This is a genomic window from Pseudomonas sp. CH235 (assembly GCF_004368175.1).
Taxonomy (GTDB): domain Bacteria; phylum Pseudomonadota; class Gammaproteobacteria; order Pseudomonadales; family Pseudomonadaceae; genus Aquipseudomonas; species Aquipseudomonas paraglycinae.
The window spans coordinates 387,116-411,330 of record NZ_RRZJ01000001.1; the positions used below are offsets into that span (position 1 = coordinate 387,116).

At 62.1% G+C, this 24,215-nt stretch carries 22 protein-coding genes; 15 read left to right on the top strand and 7 right to left on the bottom strand.

Features of this window, described 5'->3' with window-relative positions; translation table 11 throughout:
* The first annotated feature begins 11 nt into the window (after positions 1-11).
* From EIY71_RS01575 to EIY71_RS01620, 10 genes are all read left to right on the top strand, one after another.
* Positions 12-890, top strand: a complete 879-nt coding sequence (locus EIY71_RS01575) for an amino acid ABC transporter permease (RefSeq protein WP_085610364.1) — start codon at positions 12-14, stop codon at positions 888-890.
* A gap of 10 nt (positions 891-900) precedes the next feature.
* Positions 901-1,665 carry an amino acid ABC transporter ATP-binding protein gene (locus EIY71_RS01580; RefSeq protein ID WP_039768627.1) on the top strand — a complete coding sequence of 255 codons (765 nt, stop codon included), beginning with the start codon at positions 901-903 and terminating at the stop codon, positions 1,663-1,665.
* Positions 1,666-1,704: 39 nt separating this feature from the next.
* The gene (locus tag EIY71_RS01585; protein WP_085603455.1) at positions 1,705-2,529 is read left to right on the top strand and encodes an ABC transporter substrate-binding protein; all 825 of its coding nucleotides are present in this window, start codon (positions 1,705-1,707) and stop codon (positions 2,527-2,529) included.
* Between the two features lie 324 nt (positions 2,530-2,853).
* A complete protein-coding gene (locus EIY71_RS01590; protein ID WP_085745591.1) occupies positions 2,854-3,702 on the top strand; it encodes a polysaccharide deacetylase in 849 nt (282 codons plus the stop codon).
* A complete protein-coding gene (locus EIY71_RS01595; protein WP_134020163.1) occupies positions 3,695-4,585 on the top strand; it encodes a polysaccharide deacetylase in 891 nt (296 codons plus the stop codon). Before EIY71_RS01590 ends, EIY71_RS01595 begins: the two co-directional genes overlap by 8 nt.
* Positions 4,582-5,934 carry an MmgE/PrpD family protein gene (locus EIY71_RS01600; RefSeq protein WP_134020166.1) on the top strand — a complete coding sequence of 451 codons (1,353 nt, stop codon included), beginning with the start codon at positions 4,582-4,584 and terminating at the stop codon, positions 5,932-5,934. The genes EIY71_RS01595 and EIY71_RS01600 overlap by 4 nt, the downstream gene beginning before the upstream one ends.
* Before the next feature lie 16 nt (positions 5,935-5,950).
* The gene (locus EIY71_RS01605; protein WP_064596823.1) at positions 5,951-7,129 is read left to right on the top strand and encodes an MFS transporter; all 1,179 of its coding nucleotides are present in this window, start codon (positions 5,951-5,953) and stop codon (positions 7,127-7,129) included.
* 157 nt (positions 7,130-7,286) lie between these two features.
* Positions 7,287-7,973: an HPP family protein gene (locus tag EIY71_RS01610; protein ID WP_085745588.1), complete on the top strand. Its 687-nt coding sequence runs from the start codon at positions 7,287-7,289 to the stop codon at positions 7,971-7,973.
* A 190-nt stretch (positions 7,974-8,163) separates the two neighbouring features.
* Complete coding sequence (locus EIY71_RS01615) at positions 8,164-9,270, top strand: enoyl-CoA hydratase/isomerase family protein (RefSeq protein ID WP_085745587.1); 1,107 nt, start codon at positions 8,164-8,166, stop codon at positions 9,268-9,270.
* Between the two features lie 3 nt (positions 9,271-9,273).
* The gene (locus tag EIY71_RS01620; protein ID WP_134020169.1) at positions 9,274-10,425 is read left to right on the top strand and encodes an acyl-CoA dehydrogenase family protein; all 1,152 of its coding nucleotides are present in this window, start codon (positions 9,274-9,276) and stop codon (positions 10,423-10,425) included.
* A gap of 254 nt (positions 10,426-10,679) precedes the next feature.
* Here EIY71_RS01620 and EIY71_RS01625 read toward each other — a convergent pair whose 3' ends face one another.
* From EIY71_RS01625 to EIY71_RS01655, 6 genes are all read right to left on the bottom strand, one after another.
* The gene (locus EIY71_RS01625) at positions 10,680-11,453 is read right to left on the bottom strand and encodes an enoyl-CoA hydratase (protein WP_134020172.1); all 774 of its coding nucleotides are present in this window, start codon (positions 11,451-11,453) and stop codon (positions 10,680-10,682) included.
* A 14-nt stretch (positions 11,454-11,467) separates the two neighbouring features.
* Entirely contained in the window at positions 11,468-12,595 is a 1,128-nt protein-coding gene (locus EIY71_RS01630; protein WP_007951274.1) for an acyl-CoA dehydrogenase, read from the bottom strand.
* 20 nt (positions 12,596-12,615) lie between these two features.
* Positions 12,616-13,806, bottom strand: a complete 1,191-nt coding sequence (locus EIY71_RS01635; protein ID WP_085745585.1) for an acetyl-CoA C-acyltransferase — start codon at positions 13,804-13,806, stop codon at positions 12,616-12,618.
* 12 nt (positions 13,807-13,818) lie between these two features.
* A complete protein-coding gene (locus tag EIY71_RS01640; RefSeq protein WP_134020175.1) occupies positions 13,819-14,580 on the bottom strand; it encodes an SDR family NAD(P)-dependent oxidoreductase in 762 nt (253 codons plus the stop codon).
* 16 nt (positions 14,581-14,596) lie between these two features.
* Positions 14,597-16,261: an AMP-binding protein gene (locus tag EIY71_RS01645; RefSeq protein WP_134020178.1), complete on the bottom strand. Its 1,665-nt coding sequence runs from the start codon at positions 16,259-16,261 to the stop codon at positions 14,597-14,599.
* 284 nt (positions 16,262-16,545) lie between these two features.
* Complete coding sequence (locus EIY71_RS01655; RefSeq protein WP_134020180.1) at positions 16,546-17,562, bottom strand: AraC family transcriptional regulator; 1,017 nt, start codon at positions 17,560-17,562, stop codon at positions 16,546-16,548.
* A gap of 179 nt (positions 17,563-17,741) precedes the next feature.
* Between EIY71_RS01655 and efeU the strand changes: the two genes are divergently transcribed.
* Genes efeU through efeO (EIY71_RS01675) form a run of 4 tightly spaced genes read left to right on the top strand, consistent with a single transcriptional unit; the run spans position 17,742 to position 21,950 of the window.
* Positions 17,742-18,581 (top strand): iron uptake transporter permease EfeU, encoded by an 840-nt coding sequence (efeU, locus tag EIY71_RS01660; RefSeq protein WP_129972939.1) that lies wholly within the window; start codon positions 17,742-17,744, stop codon positions 18,579-18,581.
* A gap of 8 nt (positions 18,582-18,589) precedes the next feature.
* Positions 18,590-19,789 (top strand): iron uptake system protein EfeO, encoded by a 1,200-nt coding sequence (efeO, locus tag EIY71_RS01665; protein ID WP_134020183.1) that lies wholly within the window; start codon positions 18,590-18,592, stop codon positions 19,787-19,789.
* A gap of 16 nt (positions 19,790-19,805) precedes the next feature.
* Positions 19,806-21,104 carry an iron uptake transporter deferrochelatase/peroxidase subunit gene (efeB, locus tag EIY71_RS01670; protein ID WP_102688069.1) on the top strand — a complete coding sequence of 433 codons (1,299 nt, stop codon included), beginning with the start codon at positions 19,806-19,808 and terminating at the stop codon, positions 21,102-21,104.
* 21 nt (positions 21,105-21,125) lie between these two features.
* On the top strand, positions 21,126-21,950 hold the full coding sequence (gene efeO, locus EIY71_RS01675; protein WP_102688068.1) for an iron uptake system protein EfeO: 825 nt from the start codon (positions 21,126-21,128) through the stop codon (positions 21,948-21,950).
* A 63-nt stretch (positions 21,951-22,013) separates the two neighbouring features.
* Here efeO (EIY71_RS01675) and pssA read toward each other — a convergent pair whose 3' ends face one another.
* Positions 22,014-23,357 carry a CDP-diacylglycerol--serine O-phosphatidyltransferase gene (pssA, locus tag EIY71_RS01680; protein ID WP_085687126.1) on the bottom strand — a complete coding sequence of 448 codons (1,344 nt, stop codon included), beginning with the start codon at positions 23,355-23,357 and terminating at the stop codon, positions 22,014-22,016.
* A gap of 256 nt (positions 23,358-23,613) precedes the next feature.
* On the opposite strand from pssA, the gene EIY71_RS01685 reads away from it, so the two are divergent.
* Positions 23,614-24,180 (top strand): TetR/AcrR family transcriptional regulator, encoded by a 567-nt coding sequence (locus EIY71_RS01685; protein ID WP_007951264.1) that lies wholly within the window; start codon positions 23,614-23,616, stop codon positions 24,178-24,180.
* Positions 24,181-24,215: the final 35 nt, after the last annotated feature.

Below are 24,215 nucleotides of genomic sequence, written 5' to 3' on the forward strand. Positions count from 1 at the left end.
GGAGAAACACCATGAGCCAGACTCAGGCAGAACGACTCCAGGCGGAGCGCAAACTGGCGGAGAACCAGTTCGACATTACCCAGTACCAGCATGTGCCACGGCGTTATTACGGGCGGATCTTCTTCGCCACGTTGATTGTGATCGCCATCATCGGCCTGGTGCGGGCCTTCGCCGAAGGCAAGATCGAATGGTCGTACATCGGCCAGTTCCTCACCTCCGAAGCGATCATGTGGGGCCTGTTCAACACGATCATCATGGCCGTGCTGGCCATGGCGCTGGGCATCGTGTTCGGGGTGATCACCGCGATCATGCGCATGTCGGCCAACCCGATCCTGCGTTACGTGGCAGTGACCTACACCTGGCTGTTTCGCGGTACGCCGCTGATTCTGCAACTGCTGTTGTGGTTCAACCTGGCGCTGATCTTCCCCACCATCGGCATTCCCGGCCTGTTCGAACTCGACACCGTGAGCCTGATGACCCCGTTCGTGGCCGCCCTGCTCGGCTTGAGCATCAACCAGGGCGCCTACACCGCTGAAGTGGTGCGCGCCGGCCTGCTCTCGGTGGACACCGGCCAGTACGAAGCCGCCAAGTCGATCGGCATGCCGCGCCTGCAAGCGCTGCGCCGGATCATCCTGCCCCAGGCCATGCGGATCATCATTCCGCCGGTCGGCAACGAATTCATCGGCATGGTGAAAATGACCTCGCTGGCGAGCGTCATCCAGTACTCGGAACTGCTCTACAACGCCCAGAACATTTACTACGCCAACGCCCGGGTCATGGAGCTGCTGATCGTCGCCGGTATCTGGTACCTGGCCACCGTCACCGTCCTGTCCTTTGGTCAAAGCCGTCTGGAGCGTCGTTTCGCTCGCGGCGCCGGCAAGCGTTCTTGAGGAGTCGAACATGAGAAACATCGTCAAGGCCGTGAGCCTGAACAAATATTACGACCAGTACCACGCGCTCAAGGACATCAACATCGAGGTCGAGCAAGGCGAAGTGCTGTGCATCATCGGCCCGTCCGGCTCGGGCAAGAGCACCCTGCTGCGCTGCGTCAACCAGCTGGAAAAGATCGACAAGGGCGGCCTCTGGGTCGACGGCGAACTGGTCGGCTACCGCGTGGTCGGGCACAAGCTGCACGAACTCAACGAGTCGCAGATCGCCCGCCAGCGCCTGGCCACCGGCATGGTGTTCCAGCGCTTCAACCTGTTTCCGCACATGACTGTGCTGCAAAACATCATCGAAGGCCCGTGCCAGGTGCTCAAGCGTTCGCCCAAGGAGGCGCACGAAGAAGCCCTGGAACTGCTGGCCCGGGTCGGCCTGGCCGACAAACGCAACAGCTACCCGATCGAGTTGTCGGGCGGTCAGCAGCAACGGGTGGCGATTGCCCGCGCACTGGCCATGCGACCCAAGCTGATGCTGTTCGATGAACCCACTTCGGCACTCGACCCGGAACTGGTCGGTGAGGTGCTGTCGGTGATGCGCGATCTGGCGCAGACCGGCATGACCATGATCGTCGTCACCCATGAACTGGGCTTCGCCCGGGAGGTTTCCAACCGCATGGTGTTCATGGACGGCGGGCAGATCGTGGAGGCTGGAAGCCCCGAAGAAATACTAATAAGTCCGCAAAACCCGCGCACCCAAAGCTTCATTTCTGCCGTTCGAACCTGAGGCCCCTTTGGCCTTCACAACACTCATAAGAGAACGTCCATGAAGAACTTCGTCATTCCAGCAGTACTCACCTCCCTCATGTCTTGCGGTTTCGCCGTGGCCGCCGAGTTGCCGGCCAGCATCAAGGAGAAAGGCGAGATCGTCGTCGCGATCATGCCCAACTATCCGCCGATGGATTTCAAGGACCCGGCCACCAACAAGCTCACCGGCCTTGACTATGACCTGGGCAACGCCCTGGCCGAACGCCTCGGGGTGAAGATCAAGTGGCAGGAAACCGGCTTCGAGCAAATGATCAACGCCCTGACCACCGACCGCGTGGACATGGTCCTGTCGGGCATGACCGACACCGCCGAGCGCCAGGCCAGCGTGACCTTCGTCGACTACTTCACAAGCGGCCCGCAGTTCTACACCTTGCAGAAGAACGCAGCGACCAACGAGATCATCGACCTGTGCGGCAAGAAAGTCGGCACCAGCCGCCGCACCACGTTCCCGGCGGAAATCGCCGCGTGGAGCAAGGAAAACTGTGAGGCCGCCGGCAAACCTGCGATCAACGTGATCGGCACCGAAGGCTCGGCCGACGCCCGTGCCCAACTGCGCCAGAGCCGCATCGATGCGGCGATGCAGGGCAGCGAAACCCTGTCGTACCTCAAGACCCAGGAAAAGGACATGTACAAGACGGTCGGCCAACCGATCTCCGTGCAGTTCACCGGCCTGGGTGTGAGCAAGAAGAAGCCTGAGCTGAGTGAAGCGGTGAAGGTGGCGTTGCAGAGCATGGTGGATGACGGCAGCTATAACGCGATTCTGAAGAAGTGGGATCTGGAGTTGGGTGCGATCAAGGATGTGACCATTAACGCGGGCAAGTAAGGCTCGAGATCGCTCCCCCTCACCCCAGCCCTCTCCCCCAGGGGGGCGAGGGGGAAAGGGAGCAGATCTTCATGCTGTTCAAAGCCTGCGTACGACTTGGCTTTTCAGAATCTGAATTTGACTTGATTTTTTCAGGTCCTGAGTTCGATTCGTTTTTTTAGAGCCTGAGTTCAACTCGATTTTTCAGGTCGATGTAACCCTGAAGAACACCCTGATCGGCTCCCTCTCCCTCCGGGCGGTCCGACGTTTCGGGAGGGCTGGGGTGAGGGCTCGATCTGATCAACACCCAGGATCCAACTGACCAAACCCCGGAGCGTCACAACAATGTCCGCCCCCCAACAACCCACCTGGCCCGACCAGCACCACGCCTGCCTCGCCCTGGCCTTCGACCTCGACGGCCCGACCGGCGATGCCATGCTCAACAACTCGATCTGGCACAAACCCGAATACTTCGGCTTCGGCGGCTACGGCCCCTACCGCGCCCTGCCGCGCCTGCTGGATCTGCTCGACGCCTTCAAGATCCCGACCACCTTTTTCGTCCCCGCGTGGGTCGTGGAAAACTGGCCGAAACAATGCCAGGCCATCGTCGAGCGCGGTCATGAAGTCGCCTACCACGGCTACAAACACGAATCCTTCTACGCCCTGACGCTGGACCAGCAGCAGGCCGTGATGAACAAATCCCGCGACGTCTTCTGGCAATACCTGCACATCCGCGCCGAGGGGTTTCGCACTCCGTCTGGCGACTGGCGCGCCGAAACCCCGGCAATGCTGGCCGACAACGGCGTCATCTATTCCAGCAGCATGCGCGGCGACGACCGCCCGTATCTGGTCAACGTCCCCGGCCACGACACGCCACTGGTGGAAATCCCCGGCCGCTGGGAAATGGACGACTACGCCTCCCTCGCCTACACCCGCGCACCGAACTTCCCGTCCGGGCTCGACCGCACCGCCAGCTACGAGCTGACCCTCGACAACTGGCAACGCGAGTACGACGGAGCGATGGACGAAGGCCTGTGCCTGACCACCCTGTTCCACCCGAAAATCACCGGCAAACCGGGGCGCATCCTGTTGCTGGAGAAACTCTTCGAACACATGCGCCAGCGCGATGACGTGTGGTTCGCCACCTGCCGCGACGTCGCCCGCTGGTGGCTGAAGGAGCATCACCATGGCTGACGCTGACAACCTCTGGCCCGCCGGCAAACGCTGCGCGGTGGTGCTGACCGTCGATTACAACGACATCCACGGCATTCTCACCCAGGCCCCGGAAGTCGCCGGGCGCGACAAGACGCTGTCGGTGTGGCGCTACGGCACGCAACGGGGCGTCGAGCGTTTGCTCGGCCTGTTCAGGGAACTCGGGGTGCGCAGCAGCTGGTTCGTGCCCGGCATCGTTGCCGAGGAAAACCCGCAGCACATCGCCGCGATTCTGGCTGACGGCCATGAAATCGCCTGCGCCGGCTACCGGCATCAGGATTACGACACGCTGGATCTGGCGGCGCAAAGTGCGGAAGTCGCCAAGGGTTGTGCAGCGCTGGAAACGTTGACCGGCGTGCGTCCGACCGGTTTCCGGATTCCTGCGGGTAACGGAGCGCCGGGCTTCATCGAAGCCTTGAAAGCTCACGGCATTCTCTGGTCGTCATCTTGGCGTGGCGATGACCTGCCGTTCTTGCATCCAACTGCGCCTGAAGTGGTCGAGTTGCCGCTGCATTACGAACTGGAAGACGAGCCTTACTTCGCATTCAATCTGAGCCCGGCCGTGCCGCCGGCGCAATCGCGGATCGCCTCCTACAGCCATACCCTGGGCAACCTGCAAATGGACTTCGCCGGATTCCACCGTTTCGGCCTGTGCTACGTGCTGCGCCTGCACCCGGAAATCATCGCCACGCCGGGGCGTATCGGTGTGCTGCGGGAATTGCTGCAAGGCATTCAGCAGCATGACGGCGTGTGGATCGCCACCGGTGCCGAAGTCGCGCAGTGGTGGGCGCAAACGGCGGCGCCGGTCGCGCAGGATCATCCGGCGTCGGTGTATGAGCGCCACTATCGGGACTACCTCGTATGACCGAACGCATGCAGCGGCTGGCGCAGTTTTGCGTCGACACACGGTTTGAAGATCTGCCGCCAGCGTTGGTGGAACAGGCCAAGCGACACATTCTCGACACCTTCGGCGCAGCACTGGCCGGGGCCGACAGCGCGGTGGCGCTTCAGGCGCGGCAGGTGTTCGGCGCCGAACCCGGCACTGCGTTGGTCTGGGGTTCATCGTTGCGGGTCGGCGCGGGGCATGCGGCATTGCTCAATGGCATCGCCGCCCATGCGCTGGAGCTGGACGACACCGGCGGTTGCGATCATTCCGGCGCGGTGGTGTTGCCGGCGGTGATGGCGGCGCTGTCGCTGGTGGATAGGCCGGTGGACGGTCGCGAATTCATCACCGCCGTGGTCATCGGCTACGAAATCGGCCGGCGGGTGCTGGAAGCCTGCGGCAGTTATTCGGCGCACAACGGCGCCGGTTGGCATTCGACCGCCACTTGCGGCGTGTTCGGCGCGGCGGCGGCCTGTGCACGGATCTTTGCGCTGGATGTCGGGCAAACCGTGTCGGCACTGGGCATCGCCGGCAGTTTCAGCGGCGGGTTGTGGGCGTTCATCCATGACGGTTCGCAAAGCAAGAAACTGCACAGCGGTCGTGCGGCCGAGGGTGGTTTGCTCGCAGCGCGTTTTGCCCGTGAAGGCGTCAGTGGGCCGTCGGTGTTGTTCGAGAATGTCTGGGGCGGGTTTCTCAAAACCCTGGCGCCGGGCAGCGCGCAGCCGGATGCGCTGGATGCCGAATTGGGAAAGGTGTGGAAACTCGCGCGCTGCTCGATCAAACCCTACGCCGCCTGCCGTGGCACCCATTCGGCCATCGATGCGCTCGGTTTGTTGCTGGAACAATTGCAGGTCGGCGCCGATCAGGTTGAAGACGTCCAGGTGAACCTGTGCGGGTTTCTGCTCGACATGTGCGGCGGTCGCGACACCCAAAGTCTGGCCGCCGCGCAGATGAGCCTGCCCTATGGCCTCGCCGCGCGACTGGTGCATGGTCATTGCCGATTGGAGGCATACGACGAACAGCCGCGCAACGATCCGCGCATCGCTCACTGGCTGACGCGCATTCGCCTTGAAGTGGATGAGCGACTGTCGGAGGATGGCGAGCCAGTGGTCGTTGTACGAACCCGCGACGGGCGTGAGGCGAGTATGTGTGTCGATGTGCCGCTGGGGGCGCCGGGCAATCCGCTGAGCGAGGAGGCGCTGGAGGAGAAGTTTTTCAGTCTGGCGTTGCGGGTCATTTCACCGGTCAAGGCTGAGCCTTTACTGGCGCAGCTGCGGCAACTGCAAACACTGGATTCCGTGCGCGATCTCGAGCACCTGTTAACCGAATAAGGACATTTGATTTTCCGTGGCCACCTACTCGCTCGTTATCCGCCGCCTGATGATCGTCTCGCTGACCATCGTCGTCAGCCGCGCCATCACCAGTCCGTTGCTCACCCTGTTTTTGAGCAACAAGCTCGGCCTCAACCAACAGGATGTCGGGTTGTTGCTGGGCATCGCGGTGTTCATCGCCACCCTGCTCGCACTGTACGGCGGCTACATCATCGACCGGCTGGAAAAGCGCCGGTTGCTGATTCTGGCGATGCTCTCCAGTGCCATCGGCTTCGTGCTACTGACCTTCGCCAAAGACCTGTACCTGACGACCGCCACCCTGGTCATCACTGAAACCGCCTCGGCGTTGTTCCTGATCGGCTCCAAGGCGATCCTCAGTGAAAACCTGCCCATGGGCCAGCGGGCCAAGGCGTTTTCCCTGCGCTATACGCTGACCAACATCGGCTACGCCACCGGCCCGATGCTCGGCGTGGTAATCGCCGGGGTCTACCCGATTGCGCCGTTCCTGATTGCTGCCGGTATCGCTTTCGGCAGCATCTTCCTGATGATCGGCATTCCGAAGGACGCCAGTCCGGTCGCCGCCATCGGCCAACCGCAAAGCTTTCTGAAAACCCTGATCACCCTGAAAAACGACCGCACGCTGATCATGTTCACCTGCGGCTGTCTGCTCAGCACAGTGGTCCATGGCCGCTTCACCCTGTACCTGTCGCAATACCTGCTGGTGGTCGAGGATTCGCAGCGCGCGTTGCAAACCATGGCCGCCCTGCTCGCCTGCAACGCCATCGCGGTGATCCTGCTGCAATACCAGATCGGTCGTTTCCTCAACCGGGAAAAACTGCGCTACTGGATCGCCGCCGGCACCAGCCTGTTCATCCTCGGTTTGATCGGCTTCAGCCTCGCCGACAGCCTGGTGACGTGGTGCATCGCGATGTTCATCTTCACTCTCGGCGAAATGATCATTTACCCGTCGGAATTCCTGTTCGTCGACACCCTGGCCCCGGAAGAACTGCGCGGCAGCTATTACGGCGCGCAGAATCTGGCGGCGCTGGGTGGCGCGCTGAGCCCGGTAATTTGCGGCTTCCTGCTGATGCACACGCCGGCGCCGACCATGTTCTACGCCCTCAGCGCACTGACCGCGATGGGTGGGTTCCTGTGCTTCATGAGCGGGCGACGCGTGGCTTTACTGCATAAATAATGCACTGAAACTGCATTTATATGAATTTGTCAGCATCGTGATTGCTTGGCACACTGTACGCGTTCCTCCCCCAATAGTTGGAACACTTCGAAGGACTTTCCGCGTTTACGGACAAGTCCTTTTTTTTGCCCTGAATTTCGCAAAGGATCGATTCTGCATGCTCGCTCGCTGGTTGCCCGCCGCCATCAACACCCGCCCCACCGAATGGAGCCGCGCCGCCATCGGCATGGCCCTGGGCACGTTGTTCAGCGTGTGGGCATGCAGTCAGGTGTTCGGCATTGAAGTGGCCTACCACCTGATCGGCCCGCTGGGCGCTTCGGCGGTTTTGCTATTCGCGGTGTCGTCCGGCGCCCTCGCCCAGCCATGGTCGATCATCGGCGGCTACCTGTGCGCAGGCGTCGTTGCGTTGCTGGTGGCCCACGTCCTCGGTCGATCCCTCGGCAGTGCGTGCCTCGCCGCCGGCATGGCGCTAATCCTGATGTGCTGGCTGCGCTGCCTGCACCCACCGGCCGGCGCCGTCGCGTTGACCATGGTGCTGGCCGACCCGATGACCATCGCCATGGACTGGAAAGCCCTGGAACCGGTGATGCTCAGCGCCGCGTGCCTGCTGCTGGCCGCACTGGCCTACAACAACCTCACCCGCATCCGCTACCCGAAACGCCCTGCCGAACCCGCGCCGGCTGTGGCCCCGGTGGATATTCAGTCCATCACGGCTGAAGACCTGAAACGGGCGCTGGCGGACATGGAAGCGTTCATCGACGTCACGCCGGAGGATCTGGAGCAGTTGATTCATGCCAGTGAACTGCATGCCAAGCGGCGCAGCATTGGCCAGGTGTTCCGCTGAGTCCGGAGCCAGTCCCTGTCAGCGTTGTCGATTGAAAAGAAGCCGCGATCCCGTGCATTTGGCCTAAGGTAAAAATGCAGACAGCCCGTGCACATATCCCCGTTGTACACGGCAAATTTGCACTGTTACGATCCGGTAACGCTCGCGCGCGAGCTTCTCGAATAAAGACAATAAAAGCAGGGAGTTAGTGATGACTGCTCAGGCTTCATCTCCGCGGACTTCGTCCATGGATGCCACGCCGCACGAAGTGCTGGCCGAGGTTCGCAATCACATCGGTCATCTGACCCTCAACCGCCCCGCCGGCCTCAATGCCCTGACCCTCGACATGGTGCGCCAGCTCCAGCAACACCTGGACGCCTGGGCCGCCGATGCCGATATCCACGCCGTCGTGCTGCGCGGTGCCGGCGAGAAAGCCTTCTGTGCCGGTGGCGACATTCGATCCCTGTACGACAGCCATAAAAGCGGCGACACGCTGCACGAAGATTTCTTCGTCGAGGAATACGCCCTCGACCTGACGATCCACCACTACCGCAAACCGGTGCTGGCGCTGATGGACGGTTTCGTCCTCGGCGGCGGCATGGGTCTGGTGCAAGGCGCCGATCTGCGGGTGGTCACCGAGAAGAGCCGTCTGGCGATGCCGGAAGTGGCGATCGGCTATTTCCCGGATGTCGGCGGCAGTTATTTCCTGCCGCGCATTCCCGGCGAGCTGGGGATTTATCTGGGCGTCAGCGGCGTGCAGATCCGTGCAGCGGATGCGCTGTATTGCGGCCTCGCCGACTGGTATCTGGACAGCAGCAAACTCGGCACTCTCGACGAACAGCTCGATCACCTGGAGTGGCACGACACGCCGCTCAAAGACCTGCAAAACCTGCTGGCCCGCCACGCCGTGCAAACCCTGCCGGATGCGCCGCTTGAGGCCTTGCGCCCGGCCATCGACCATTTCTTCGCCTTGCCTGACGTGCCGAGCATCGTCGAGCAACTGCGCGCCGTCACCGTCGCCGACAGCCACGAATGGGCGACCACCACCGCCGACCTGCTGGAAACCCGCTCGCCGCTGGCCATGGGCGTGACCCTGGAAATGCTGCGTCGCGGCCGGCACCTGAGCCTGGAACACTGCTTCGCCCTCGAACTGCATCTGGATCGCCAATGGTTCGAACGCGGCGACCTGATCGAAGGCGTCCGCGCCTTGCTGATCGACAAAGACAAATCACCACGCTGGAACCCGCCGACCCTGGCTGCACTGCACGCCGAGCAGGTCGAGAGTTTCTTCCACGGTTTCGAAGAGAGCGGGAGCTGAGCCATGCACGATCTCGAATTGACTGAAGACCAGGTAATGATCCGCGACATGGCCCGGGACTTTGCCCGCGGCGAAATCGCCCCCCACGCGCAAGCCTGGGAAAAGGCCGGCTGGATCGATGACGGTCTGGTGGCAAAGATGGGCGAACTCGGCCTGCTGGGCATGGTGGTGCCTGAGGAATGGGGCGGTACTTACGTCGACTACGTGGCCTATGCGCTGGCGGTGGAAGAGATTTCCGCCGGTGACGGCGCCACCGGCGCGTTCATGAGCATCCACAACTCGGTGGGCTGCGGGCCGGTGCTCAACTACGGCAGCGAAGAACAGAAGCAGACCTGGCTGGCGGACCTGGCCAGCGGAGCGGTGATCGGCTGCTTCTGCCTGACCGAGCCCCAGGCCGGCTCCGAAGCACACAACCTGCGCACCCGCGCCGAACTGCGCGACGGGCAATGGGTGATCAACGGCGCCAAGCAATTTGTCAGCAACGGCAAGCGGGCAAAACTGGCGATCGTGTTTGCGGTGACCGATCCGGATCTGGGCAAGCGCGGTATCTCGGCGTTCCTGGTGCCGACCGATACGCCGGGTTTCATCGTTGATCGCACCGAACACAAGATGGGCATCCGCGCCTCCGACACCTGCGCGGTGACGCTGAGTAATTGCAGCATTCCTGAAGCGAATCTGCTGGGTGAACGTGGCAAAGGCCTGGCGATTGCCCTTTCCAACCTGGAAGGCGGACGCATCGGTATTGCCGCGCAAGCATTGGGCATCGCCCGAGCGGCGTTTGAAGCTGCGCTAGGTTACGCCCGTGATCGGGTGCAGTTCGGCAAGGCGATTGTCGAGCACCAGAGCATCGCCAACCTGCTGGCGGACATGCAGATGCAGATCAACGCAGCACGCTTGATGATTTTGCATGCGGCGCGGCTGCGTACGGCGGGCAAACCGTGTCTGTCGGAGGCTTCACAGGCCAAGCTGTTTGCTTCGGAAATGGCCGAGAAGGTGTGTTCGTCAGCGATTCAGATTCATGGCGGGTATGGGTATCTGGAGGATTACCCGGTTGAGAAGTACTACCGGGATGCGCGGATTACCCAAATTTATGAGGGATCTAGCGAGATACAGCGGATGGTGATTGCTCGGGAGTTGAAGAAATATCAGTTGTGACCGTGTCGGCCCCTTTCCCTCACCCCAGCCCTCTCCCGGAGGGAGAGGGAGCCGACCGAGGTGTCTCAGGTCTGACATCGACCTGAAACATCCAGGTCGATTATGGAATTGCCAAACGAAGACACCAATCCCGCGCTATTCAAGCCTGAGTTCAACTCGGTAGCTCAGGTCGGTGCAACTCCCGAAAACAACTCGGTCAGTCCCCTCTCCCTTTGGGAGAGGGTTAGGGTGAGGGGGCTTTTGAGGGCGCCGCGTTATTTGCCTTGAAATTTAGCAGGCCGCTTAGCCACAAACGCCGCCATCCCTTCCTTCTGATCCTGCGTCGCAAACGCCGCATGGAACACCCGGCGCTCAAAGCGCACGCCTTCAGTCAGATTCACTTCAAACGCGCGGTTGACGCTTTCCTTGACCATCATCGCAATCGGCAGCGATTTGCTGGCGATCACCGCCGCGACTTTCAGCGCTTCATCCAGCAACTCGGCAGTCGGCACGATCCGCGCGACGATGCCGCAGCGCTCGGCTTCCACCGCGTCGATCATGCGGCCGCTCAGGCACATTTCCATGGCCTTGGCCTTGCCCACCGCGCGGGTCAGGCGCTGGGTGCCGCCCATGCCCGGCAGCACGCCGAGGTTGATTTCCGGCTGGCCGAATTTGGCGTTGTCGCCGGCCAGGATGAAGTCGCACATCAACGCCAGTTCACAGCCGCCACCCAGGGCAAAACCGTTGACCGCCGCGATGATCGGCTTGCGGCGGTTGGCCACGCGATCGCTGTCGCTGAACAGGTCGTCCATGTAGATCTGCGGGTAGGTCAGATCGGCCATTTCCTTGATGTCGGCGCCGGCGGCGAAGGCTTTGGTCGAGCCGGTGATGACGATACAGCCGATGTTCGCGTCGGCTTCAAAACCATCGAGCGCGCGATTCACTTCGCTGACCAGTTGCGCGTTGAGCGCATTCAGCGCCTGCGGGCGATTGAGGGTGATCAAGCCGACGCGGCCATGGGTTTCCAGCAAAATCGTTTCGTAACTCATGTGCAGATTCCTTCTCAAAGATTGCGCGAAATGACCATGCGCTGAATGTCGCTGGTGCCTTCGTAGATCTGGCAGACCCGCACGTCGCGGTAGATGCGCTCCAGCGGGAAGTCGTTGAGGTAACCGTAACCGCCGAGGGTTTGCAATGCCATGGAGCAGACCTTTTCGGCCATTTCCGAGGCGAACAGTTTGGCCATCGACGCTTCGACCAGCGCTGGTTGGCCGCTGTCGCGCAGGGCGGCGGCGTAATGCACCATCTGCCGCGCCACGGCGATCTGGGTGGCCATGTCCGCCAGGCGGAACGCCACGGCCTGATGCTCGATGATCGGCTTGCCGAAGGTGTCACGTTCACGGGCGTAATCGCGTGCCGCTTCGAACGCGGCGCGGGCCATGCCCACCGATTGCGAAGCGATGCCGACACGGCCGCCTTCGAGGTTGGCCAGGGCGATCTTGTAGCCCTCGCCCTCCTCGCCCAACCGGTTGGCCACCGGCACTTTCACGTCTTCGAACAGAATCTGGCAGGTGTCCGAGGCGTGCTGGCCGAGCTTGTCTTCGATGCGGGCAACTTTGTAGCCCGGCGAGTCGGTCGGCACGATGAATGCGCTGATCCCGCGTTTGCCGGCGCTCGGGTCGGTCACCGCAAACACGATCACGATTCCGGCGTTTTGCCCTGAGGTGATGAACTGTTTGCAGCCGTTGAGCACGTAGTGATCGCCTTCCAGCCGCGCGCGGGTTTTCAGGCTGCTGGCGTCGGAACCGGCCTGTGGTTCGGTCAACGCGAAAGCGCCGAGCATTTCGCCGCTGGCCAGCGGTTTGAGAAAGCGCTCACGCTGGTCGTCGTTGCCGAACTTGAGGATTGGCACGCAACCCACCGAGTTGTGCACGCTCATGATCGTCGAGCACGCGCCGTCGCCGGCGGCGATTTCTTCCAGGGCCATGGCGTAGGCCAGGTAACCGGTGTCGCAACCGCCCCACTGCTCCGGCACCAGCATGCCGAAGAAGCCCAGCCCGGCCATTTCGCCGATGGCTTCTTTCGGGAAGCGGTGCTCGCGATCCCACTCGGCGGCGAACGGTTTCAGCCGTTCCTCGGCAAACTGCCGGGCCATGTCGCGGATTTGTTGCTGGTCGTCATTGGGAATCATGGCAAATCCTTAACTCGGGTTCAGACGCACTCGACGGCCATCGCCGTGGCTTCGCCGCCGCCGATGCAGATCGCCGCGACGCCGCGCTTCAGGCCCTTCTGGCGCAGGGCCGAGAGCAAAGTCACCAGAATCCGCGCGCCGGACGCACCAATCGGATGGCCCAGGGCGCAGGCGCCGCCGTGGATGTTGAGCTTGTCGTGAGGGATTTCCAGGTGGGTCATCGCCGCCATGCCGACCACGGCGAAGGCTTCGTTGACTTCGAACAGATCGACCTGATCCAGCGACCAGCCGGTTTTCTTCATCAGTTTCTTGATCGCGCCAATCGGCGCCACCGGGAACAGGCCCGGAGTATCGGCAAACGCCGCGTGGCCGTGAATCACCGCCAGCGGTTTCAGACCCTGTTTCTGCGCTTGCGACTGACGCATCAGCACCAGCGCAGCGGCGCCGTCGGAAATCGAGCTGGAGTTGGCTGCGGTTACGGTGCCGCCCTCGCGGAACGCCGGTTTCAGCGAGGCGATCTTGTCCAGTTTGGCTTTTGGCGGCTGCTCGTCGTTGCTGATCACAACCTGTTCTTTGCCAACGGTCACGGTCAGCGGAACGATCTCGGCCTTGAAGCTGCCGTCCTTGATCGCCTGCTGGGCGCGGGTGGTCGAGGCAATGGCAAAGGCGTCCTGAGCCTCGCGGCTGAAGTCGTTGGTTTCGGCGCAATCCTCGGCGAAGGTGCCCATCAGGCGGCCCTTGTCGTAGGCGTCTTCGAGGCCGTCGAGGAACATCGAATCCAGCACCCGGCCGTGGCCCATGCGGTAACCGGCACGGGCGCGATCCAGCAGATACGGCGCGTTGGACATGCTTTCCATGCCGCCGGCGATCACCACATCGGCGCTGCCGGCCAGCAGCATGTCGTGGGCCAGAATGGTGGTTTCCATGCCCGAACCGCACATCTTGTTGACCGTGGTGCAGCGGGTGGATTTATCCAGCCCCGCGCCCAGCGCAGCCTGACGCGCAGGCGCCTGGCCGAGACCGGCCGGCAATACGCAGCCGAACAACACTTCATCGACCGCATCGGCGGCCACACCGGCACGTTCGACCGCCGCCTTGATCGCAGCGGCGCCGAGTTGTGGCGCGGTCAGGCTTTTCAGTTCGCCCTGAAAACCGCCCATCGGGGTGCGGACGGCGCTGACGATGACAATCGGATCGTTGGAGATGGTCATGGGAAATCCTCCTTACTTGGCGGCCATGCGCAAGGCACCGTCGAGACGGATCACCTCGCCGTTGAGCATGCTGTTTTCAATGATATGCCGCACCAGCGCGGCGTACTCGGCAGGTTTGCCCAGACGCGGCGGGAACGGCACGCCAGCCGCCAGCGAGTCGCGCACTTCCGGGGTCATGCCGGCCATCATCGGGGTTTCGAAAATGCCCGGGGCGATGGTCATCACGCGGATGCCGAAGCGCGCCAGTTCGCGGGCGGCAGGCAGGGTCAGGCTGGCGATCGCGCCTTTGGATGCAGAGTACGCCGCCTGGCCGATCTGGCCGTCGAACGCAGCGACCGATGCGGTGTTGATGATCACGCCACGTTCGCCGTCAGCGTTGGCTTCGCTTTCGACAATCGCTGCCGCTGCCAGACGCAGCATGTTGAAGCTGCCGATCAGGTTGACGTTGATCACCTGCGCGAAACTGGACAAGGCGTGCGGGCCGTTCTTGCCGAGGATTTTCTCGCCGCGAACGATGCCGGCGCAGTTCACCAGACCATTCAGACTACCGTAGGCTTTAACGGTCGCCTGCACGGCGGCTTCGGCGGCGGCTTCGTTGCTGATGTCGGCCACCACACTCTGCGCACCGAGGCGCTGGGCCTGGGCGGCGACGGCGTCGGCGTTCATGTCCACCAGCATCACTTTGGCGCCGGCGCTCACCAGCAATTCAGCGGTGGCGGCACCCAGGCCGGATGCGCCGCCGGTGACGATAAAAACCTTGTTCTCGATCTGCATGACTGTTTCCTTGGATTCAAGCTGAAACGTTGTGCGCCGCGGCCTCTTGAGCCTTGGCGATTTCCTGGTTGCGCAAGATAAAGCGCTGCAATTTGCCGCTCGGGGTTTTCGGCAACTCGCTGACAAATTCGATTTCACGGGGGTACGAATGCGCGGCCAGACGTTTGCGCACGTGTTGGCGCAGTTCTTCGGCCAGCGCCGGTTCGGCGCGGTATTGCGGGTTGAGCACGACGAAGGCTTTGACCAGTTCGGTGCGCTCCGGATCGGGCTTGCCGACCACTGCTGCCTCGACGACGGCCGGGTGTTCGATCAGTGCACTTTCCACGTCGAACGGGCCGACCCGGTAGCCGGACGTGGTGATCACGTCATCGCTGCGGCCGACGAAGCTGATGCTGCCGTCCGGGTTCCACTCGACGGTGTCGCCGCTCAGGTAGTAATTGCCGACGAAGGCCTTGGTCGGCGCGCCTTGGTAACCGGCGAACCAGCACATCGGCGATTGTGTGCGGTCGATGGCGAGGATGCCGGGCTGGCCGACGCCGAGTTCGTTGTTCTGCTCGTCGAGCACCACGATGCGATGGCCCGGCGAGGCGAAACCGGCGGCGCCGAGGTGGATCGGGTGTTCGAGGCCGTGGTGATTGCACAGGACCATGCCCAGTTCGGTCTGGCCGTAATGATCGTGAATGACCACGCCGAGGTTGTCGGCGAACCAGCGAATCACTTCCGGGTTCAACGGCTCGCCAGCGCTGCTGACGATGCGCAGCTTGCCCTTGATCGACTTGGCGAACTCGTCGCCGCCGGCAATCAGCAGGCGATACGCCGTCGGCGAACCGGTGAGGTTGGTGATTCCGTATTTGTTGATCACCCGGCAGGTGCTTTCGAGGGTGAACGGGCCATCGTAGAACGTGATCGGATGCCCCATCGACAACGGGCCGGTGACACCGAAATAAATGCCGTAGGCCCAGCCCGGGTCGGCGACGTTCCAGAACGCATCTTCCGGGCGCAGATCCACGGCATCGCGGGTGTAGCTCTGGAACGCCACGACGGCCTTGAGCGGCACCGACAGCGCTTTCGACGGGCCGGTGGTGCCCGAGGTGAACATCAGCAGGAACGGGTCTTCGCCGGTCAGCATCACCGGTTCGCAGACATTGGAATGGTTGGGCAGCTCGGCCCAGAAACTGAAATCGCCACGGACGATGCCCTGGCCTTTCGGACCGCCGACGGTGACCAGCGTCGGGCAATCAGCGACTTCGCTGAGTTTCGGCCGGTTGGCGGCGTCGGTCACCACGACTTTGGCGCCGGAGCTGTTCAGGCGATGTTCGAGAGCTTTGGGGCCGAACGCGGTGAACAGCGGTTGATACACCGCGCCGATGCGCCAGGTGGCGAACACGGTGATCAGCAATTCGATGTTGCGCGGCAGCAGGCCGGCGACCTTGTCGCCCTTCTGCACGCCCTGGGCGAGAAGGAAATTGGCGAAACGCGCGGCTTTGTCCTGCAGGTCGCTGAAGGTGTACGTCGCACTGGCGCCGTCGCGGCCTTCCCAGAACAGCGCGATGCGCCCCGGCAGCGCGTGCCGGTCACAACATTCGACGCAGGCGTTGAGCGCCTCGAGCGTGCCGCTGAGGGCGGCGTCCACGGTGTGCTGATAATCAAACTGTGCGGTGGCAGACAAGTAATCGCGCATTGCCAGAATCCCTCTGTTCTTATTAGGTTGGGGAACCGTAAACAACAGAGGAATACTCGCGCCGCACGCCGTCTGCGGCAATGGTCAAAGCCCTCAAAGTGGATGACTGGTTTGGCCAAGGTTTGCGTGGATTCGAGGATGTGATCGTTCCCACGCTCTGCGTGGGAATGCAGCCCGGGACGCTCCGCGTCCCTTCCAGAGCTGGAACGCGGAGCGTCCCTTGAGGCATTCCCACGCAGAGCGTGGGAACGAGAGTTGGCGGTGGGCGGTGAGTCAGCGGTGGATCAGACCGCTTCGTTGAGGATCAAGCTGCGATAGTGCCCAGGATTGGTCCCCGACCACTTGCGAAACGCCTTGTAGAACGAGCTTGCATCGGCAAACCCCAGCCGCGTGGCGATCTCGGCAAAACTGATCGAAGGCTCCGCCAGCCAAGTAATCGCCAGTTCCTTGCGCACGCTGTCCTTGAGGCCCTGATAGGTCTGCCCTTCTTCCGCCAGACGCCGGCGCAGGGTCGAGGCCGACATGCACAACTGCTGGGCCAGCGCGTCGGTTTCCGGCCACTTATCTGCGGATAATTGCCGCAGATCCTGCTTGATCCGGCTCGCAAGGCTTTCCGGGTCGCGGTACTTCACCAGAATGTTGGCCGGGGCATGGGCCAGAAAGCGCTTCAATTCCTCGGCGCTGCGCTTGATCGGCAGATCCAGCACGTCGGCGGCGAAGATCATCCGCGTGCGCGGCCGGTCGAAACGCAGGTTTTCCGAGAACATCACCCGATAGTCATCACAGAAATCCGGCGCCGGGCAGCGCAGCTCGATGGCCAGGATCGGAATCCGCCGCCCCGCCAGCCAGCACGCCACGCCGTGGACGATCATCCAGTAAGTGAAATAGGTGAAGGCGCGGCGCGGTTCCGGGTCGTCTTCCAGCAACACGATTTCCGCCAGACTCTGCTGGTGCACCAGTTGCGCCGGCATGCGCTCGAGCATCAGCGACAGGAAATTCAGACCGCTGCTCAGCCCGGCCGCCAGGTTCGGCTGGGCCATGGCGCTGCGGCAAAGAAACTCCAGGCTGCCGGATTTCAGCTTGCGCGGGTCCATGCCAAAGAATTCGTCATCGCCGCGCCGGGCCAAAAGGCGCCACAACCGCGCGTACTGGCTGGCCGGGACGCGGGCGTCGTCGGTGGCCAGCAACGCCGGATCGATCCCGACCTTGCTCAAGACTTCTTCCGTGGCCACGCCCGGGGCACAACTTTGCAGCAGTGCTTCGCGCACCAGTTGAATGGCGATGGTGTCTTTTTCCGACATGGAACGCGCGCAATCCTGTTGTTGTTCGAGTGGCGGGCATCTTAGCGCAGCTGACTCGGTGGCGTGGATGTTCAGACTCGTTCAGCTCCGGTTCAGCTAAATGTCAATGAATGCCATGTGAGAATGACTTTCATTATGTTACAACTTGTAACCTCATTTCGTTACACAGTGATCGTCGAATGCTCGTTCCCTTTTTGATCATGTTGCGCGAAGGCATCGAAGCCGCGCTGATCGTTGGCATCATCGCCAGCTACCTGCAACAGACCGGCCGTGGCCAGTGGATGCCGGCGGTGTGGATCGGGGTTTTTCTCGCCGCCGCGCTGGCCTTGCTGGTCGGCGGTGGCCTGGAACTGGTCAGTGCCGAATTCCCGCAAAAGCAGCAGGAACTGTTCGAAGGCGTGGTCGGGCTGGTGGCCGTGGGGATTCTCAGCTCAATGGTGTTCTGGATGCGCAAGGTGGCGCGTTCGATCAAGCATTCGCTGCAAGCGTCCCTCGATCATGCGCTGACTTCTTCGAAACATCAGGTCATCGCGCTGATCGCCATGGTGTTCTTTGCCGTGGCCCGGGAAGGTCTGGAAACCGTGTTCTTCCTGCTTGCCGTGTTCCAGCAGAGCGAAGGCGCGGCCGCGCCGATCGGCGCCCTGCTCGGCCTGATCCTGGCGATTGTCGTCGGCTTCCTGATCTACAGCGGCAGCATGCGTTTGAACCTGTCGGCGTTCTTCCGCTGGACCGGGCTGTTCATTCTGGTGGTCGCTGCCGGGATTCTCGCCAACTCGGTACAGGCCCTGCATGAGGCCGGGGTGTGGAACCACCTGCAAACCGTGCTCTTCGACTTCAGCGCGACGCTGCCGATGGATGGCCCGCTGGGCTCGGTGCTGGCCGGCATGTTCGGTTATCAGGACGCGCCGACCGTCAGCACCCTCGGCGCCTACCTGATTTATCTGCTGGTGGCGCTGGTCATGTTCTTCATGCCGGCACCCAAGCCCGCTGCCCAATCGTCTTCCGTTTCCAGCCAATAAGGGCCTTCATGTCAAAGCCTAATACTCCTCAGGCCTCGCCTCCCCGCGCCTTGCGCTGGGCGGTGGCCGGTTCGGTGGTCGTGATGATCGCCGCCGGTGGCCTGTTCTACTACGCCTCGAAAATGGCCGCCGCCAAACGTCAGCACAACCGTGACGAAGTGGTGGTGAACATCCATCCGCACAGTTGCGAGCCGAACGCCCTGACGGTGCCGGCCGGCCACGCCAGCTTTCGCATCGTCAACCGCTCCGACCGGGCGGTGGAATGGGAAATCCTCGACGGCGTGCTGGTGATCGAAGAACGCGAGAACATCGCGCCGGGCCTGAGCCAGGTGATCAACGCCAACCTGCAACCCGGCGACTACGCCATCACTTGCGGCCTGCTGAGCAACCCGCGCGGCACCCTGCGCGTGACGCCGACCGCCGCGTCCGATGCCGCCGCCAAGGCCAAGCCGTCGATGGTTGCCTTCGTCGGGCCGCTGTCGGAGTTCCGCGTGTATCTGGCCAGCCAGGGCAGCGCGCTGATCAAAGCCGTGACGGCGCTGAATCAAGCCATCGACAGCGGCGATCTGGCCCAGGCCCAGGCGTCGTATTTGCCGGCCCGCGCCGCGTACCAGCGTCTGGCCCCCGCCGCACAACGTCTGGCGGAGCTGGACAACAGCATCAACGCCCGCGCCGATTACTTCGAAAAACGCGAGCAGGATCCGGCCTTCGTCGGTTTCCACCGCCTCGAATACGCGCTGTTCCAGCAACGCAAACTCGACGGGCTGACACCGATTGCTCAGGGCTTGCTCGACAACGTCACCACGCTGAAACAACAGCTGCTGGCCCAGTCGCTGCCGCCGGAGCAACTGGTGGAAATCGTCGTGCGCAACCTCAACACCCTCGCCGACGTTCGCGCCGCCAGCGGCGAAGAGGAACGCTACAGCCACAGCGATCTCAACGGCTTCGCGGCCAATCAGGAAACCGCGCACAAAGCCGTCGAACTGCTGCGCCCGCTGCTGAGCAAATCCGCCGCCGACCTGCTGCCGAAAATCGACGGCGCGCTGGCTGATTTCGATACCACGCTCAACGGCTTCAAGGTCAAGGACGGCTACGCCAGTTACGACACCGTCAACGGTGAGCAACGCAAGCAGATCGCCGACAAGGCCAAGGCCCTGGCCGACGCCCTCGACAACATTGATCCCGCCCTCGGCCTCTCCGGCCTGTAGCAGAAGACGAATACCGATGAACGATTCCGAACACTTCAACCTGCAACGTCGCCGAGTACTGATGGGCATGGGCGCCGCTGGCGTCGCACTGGCCGGCACGGCGTTGAGCTGCCCGGCGATGGCTGCTGCCCCTGCGCAAGTCACCGAAGCGCCGAGCAGCGACAAGACCCAGGATCACCACGACTTTCACGGCGTGCACCAGAGCGGCATCGTCACCCCGCGTCCGGCGGCCGGCATGCTGGTGTCGTTCGATGTGCTGGCCAGCGACCGTGAAGACCTGGAGCGGCTGTTCCGCACCCTCAACGAGCGCATCTCATTTCTGATGAAGGGCGGCCCGGTGGCGCAGATCGATCCGAAGCTGCCGCCGCCGGACTCCGGCATCCTCGGCCCGGTGGTGACACCGGACAACCTGACCATCACCGTGTCGGTGGGCGAATCGCTGTTCGACGAGCGCTTCGGCCTCGCGTCCGCCAAACCCAAGCGTCTGGTGCGCATGGTCGGTTTCCCTAACGATGCGCTGGAAGCCGATTGCTGCCACGGCGACCTGAGCCTGCAGTTCTGCTCCAACACCGCCGACACCAACATCCACGCCCTGCGCGACATCGTGAAAAACCTGCCGGACCTGCTGCTGGTGCGCTGGAAACAGGAAGGCAGCGTGCCGCCGCAAGCCCCTGCCAAACCCGGTGTGCCGGCGCAATCGGCGCGCAACTTTCTGGGTTTCCGTGACGGTTCGGCCAACCCGGATTCCAACGACGGCAAGGCCATGGACCGCATCGTCTGGGTGCAACCGGGCAGCGACGAACCGGCCTGGGCGGCCCACGGCAGTTATCAGGCGGTGCGGATCATCCGCAACTTCGTCGAACGCTGGGACCGCACGCCGTTGCAGGAACAGGAAAGCATCATCGGCCGGGTCAAAACCACCGGCGCGCCGATGGGCGCCAGCCATGAAACCGAAGTCCCGGATTACAGCAAGGATCCGGAAGGCAAGCTGACCAAACTCGACGCGCATATCCGCCTGGCCAACCCGCGCACCGCCGCGAGCCAGGCCAACCTGATCCTCCGCCGTCCGTTCAACTACTCCAACGGCGTGAACAAGAATGGCCAGCTCGACATGGGCCTGCTGTTCATCTGCTACCAGGCCGACCTGGAAAAAGGCTTCATCACCGTGCAGACCCGCCTCAACGGCGAGCCGCTGGAGGAATACCTCAAGCCGGTCGGCGGCGGTTACTTCTTCACCCTGCCGGGTGTCACGGGCGACAAGGATTTCATTGGTCGCTCGCTGCTCAACGCTACTCAACCAAAAACAACTGCATAGCATTCAACAGGAGCCGCCCCCATGAAAAAGACGCCACTTGCGTTATTGCTCACCCTAGGTTTGCTCAACACCCCGCTGTCGGCGTTCGCCGCGACCGCGCCTCTGGATCTGGTGGGGCCGGTGTCGGACTACAAGATCTACGTCACCGAACAACTGGATGAACTGGCCAGCCACACCCAGCAGTTCACCGACGCGGTGAAAAAAGGCGACCTGGCCACCGCGCAGAAGCTCTACGCGCCGACCCGCGTTTATTACGAGTCGATCGAGCCGATCGCCGAGCTGTTCAGTGACCTCGACGCCTCCATTGACTCCCGCGTCGATGACCACGAGCAAGGCGTGAAAGCCGAAGACTTCACCGGCTTCCATCGCATCGAATACTCGCTGTTCTCGGAAAAAAGTACCAAGGATCTCGACACCCTGGCCGATGGCCTGAACAAGGACGTGAAAGACCTGCAGACCCGCGTCGCCGGCCTGACCTTCCCGCCGGAAAAAGTCGTCGGCGGCGCCGCTGCGCTGCTCGAAGAAGTCGCCGCAACCAAGATCTCCGGTGAAGAAGACCGCTACAGCCACACCGACCTGTACGACTTCCAGGGCAACATCGACGGTGCGAAGAAAATCGTCGACCTGTTCCGTCCGCAGATCGAGAAACAGGACAAGGCCTTCGTCGCCAAAGTCGACAAGAACTTCGCCACGGTGGACAAGATCCTGGCGAAGTACAAGACCAAGGACGGCGGTTTCGAGACTTACGACAAGGTGAAGGACAACGACCGCAAGGCGCTGGTCGGCCCGGTCAATACCCTGGCCGAAGACCTTTCCACATTGCGTGGCAAACTCGGGCTGAACTGAATCCGCGCATAAAAAAATCCCCCGGACGCGTGCTGCATTCGGGGGATTTTTTGTGGGCCGGTTTTAGAGAATGCGATAGAGCAACCGCTCGACCCGCACCCGGCTCACACGCTTGAGGAACTTGGCCACGCCCGCCGGGTAGTCCGGCAAGGCTTCCAGGTCCTGGAAGCGTGCGATTCGCGTGGTGTGAACGAAGATGTTCTCCAGCTCCGCACGGCGCGGCTCGAGCCACTCGCCTTTCGGGTCATCGATCAGCAAGGCGTTTTCCAGATCGAGACGGAACGCCCGCGGATTGAGGTTGTTGCCGGTCAGCAGCGTATAGCGCTGGTCGATCCACATGCCTTTGAGGTGATAGCTGTTGTCGCCTTCACGCCACAGATGCAGGTTCAACTGGCCGCTGTCGATGTTGCGCTGATGACGCTTGGCGAAACGGCGCAGGCTGATCTCGTACAGATACGGCAGCGCGGCGATCACCTTGAACGGCTCGGTCGGCGGGATGTAGAAGTCGTTGGCGGTCTTGTCGCCGACCACGATGTCGATCTTCACGCCACGCGCCAGCGCCCGGTTGATCTCGCGGATCACCCCCAGCGGCAGGTTAAAGTACGGCGTACAGATGGTCAGTTGCTTCTGCGCGCTGGCGATCAGTTCCAGAATCACCCGGTTCAGCGGGTTGTTCTTGCCCACGCCGAGCAACGGACTGACCGACAGGCCGGTATGCGCCGTGCTGCCGGCACTGGTGTCATACGCCGCGTATTTGAGGCGGCTGCGCAGATCGCCGATGTCGTTGCGCAGGCTGCGGGTGGTCGGCAGGTTCGGCAGGTCAAGGCGATGCACCGCTTTCGATTCGATCAGGCCGTGCTTGACCAGGTGGTGCATCGAGTCCGCCAGTTCGCGGCTTTGCAGCACGTGATAACGGTCGAAACGGTACTTGTCGAACTTGTGCAGGTAGACGTTGTTCAGGCTGGCACCGCTGTAGACCACGCAATCGTCGATCACGAAGCCTTTGAGGTGCAGCACGCCGAACAACTCGCGGGTCTGCACCGGCACGCCGTAGACCGGCACCACGCTCTGGTGGGTGCGGGTCATTTCCTGATACCACGCCGAGTTGCCCGGCTGTTTGCCGGCACCGATCAAGCCGCGCTGGGCCCGCAGCCAGTCGACGACCACCGCGATTTCAAGCTCGGGACGCTTGAGTTTGGCGGCGTGCAAGGCATCGAGGATTTCCTGGCCGGCTTCATCGTTTTGCAGATAAAGCGCGACGAGGTAGATGCGCTGAGTCGCCTGGGCGATTTTCTCCAGCAGGCAACGGCGGAAATCGGCGGCGCCGGGCAGGATCGTCACGGCCTCGGCGGTCAGCGGAAAGCTGCGCAGTTTGGGCAGCAGAGAGCGTTTGAAAAGCAACGGCATAGGGCTCGCAATGGGTCGAATCCGAAGAACCGAGAGCTTACACCATCAACTCCTTCGGGTCTTCCCGCCTGATTGATCGTTCCCACGCTCTGCGTGGGAACGCAGCCCGGGACGCTCCGCGTCCCTTCCAGAGCTGGAAAGCAGAGCGTCCCTTGAGGCATTCCCACGCAGAGCGTGGGAACGATCAAGTAGAACGCGAGAGCGATCATAAAATAACTGCTTGACCAAGGAGAACGATCGTTCTACTGTTCGCCACATGAACGAAATCACCAGCAACGACACGACCCGAGACATCATTCTGGATGTCACCGAAAAGTTGATCTACAAAAGTGGCATCGCTGCCACCGGTATGGATCTTCTGGTGAAAACCGCCGGCGTTTCCAGAAAGAGTATCTACCGCTACTTCGCCAACAAGGAGGAGCTGACCGTCGCCGCCCTGCAACGACGAGACGTGCGCTGGATGCACTGGTACAGAAGCGCCGTCGATCAGGCCGAAACCCCGGCCGATCGTCTGCTCAACCTGTTTACCGTGCTCAAGGGCTGGTTCGCCTCGGAAGGTTTCCGGGGCTGTGCCTTCATCAACACCAGCGGTGAGACCGGCGATCCCGAGGATCCGGTTCGCCTGGTCGCCAAAGACCACAAACAGAAACTGCTCGACTACCTGTGCGAGCTGTGTACCGAACATGGTGCCGAGGATCCGCAACTGTTGGCCAAACAGCTGCTGATACTGATTGACGGTGCCATTACCGTAGCGCTTGTGATGGGTGATCACAGTGCCGCCGATAATGCGCAATGCATGGCGCGAAAGTTATTGGACCTGTAACGCCTTAATAAGCCTGACAAGTTGTTTAACTGTTA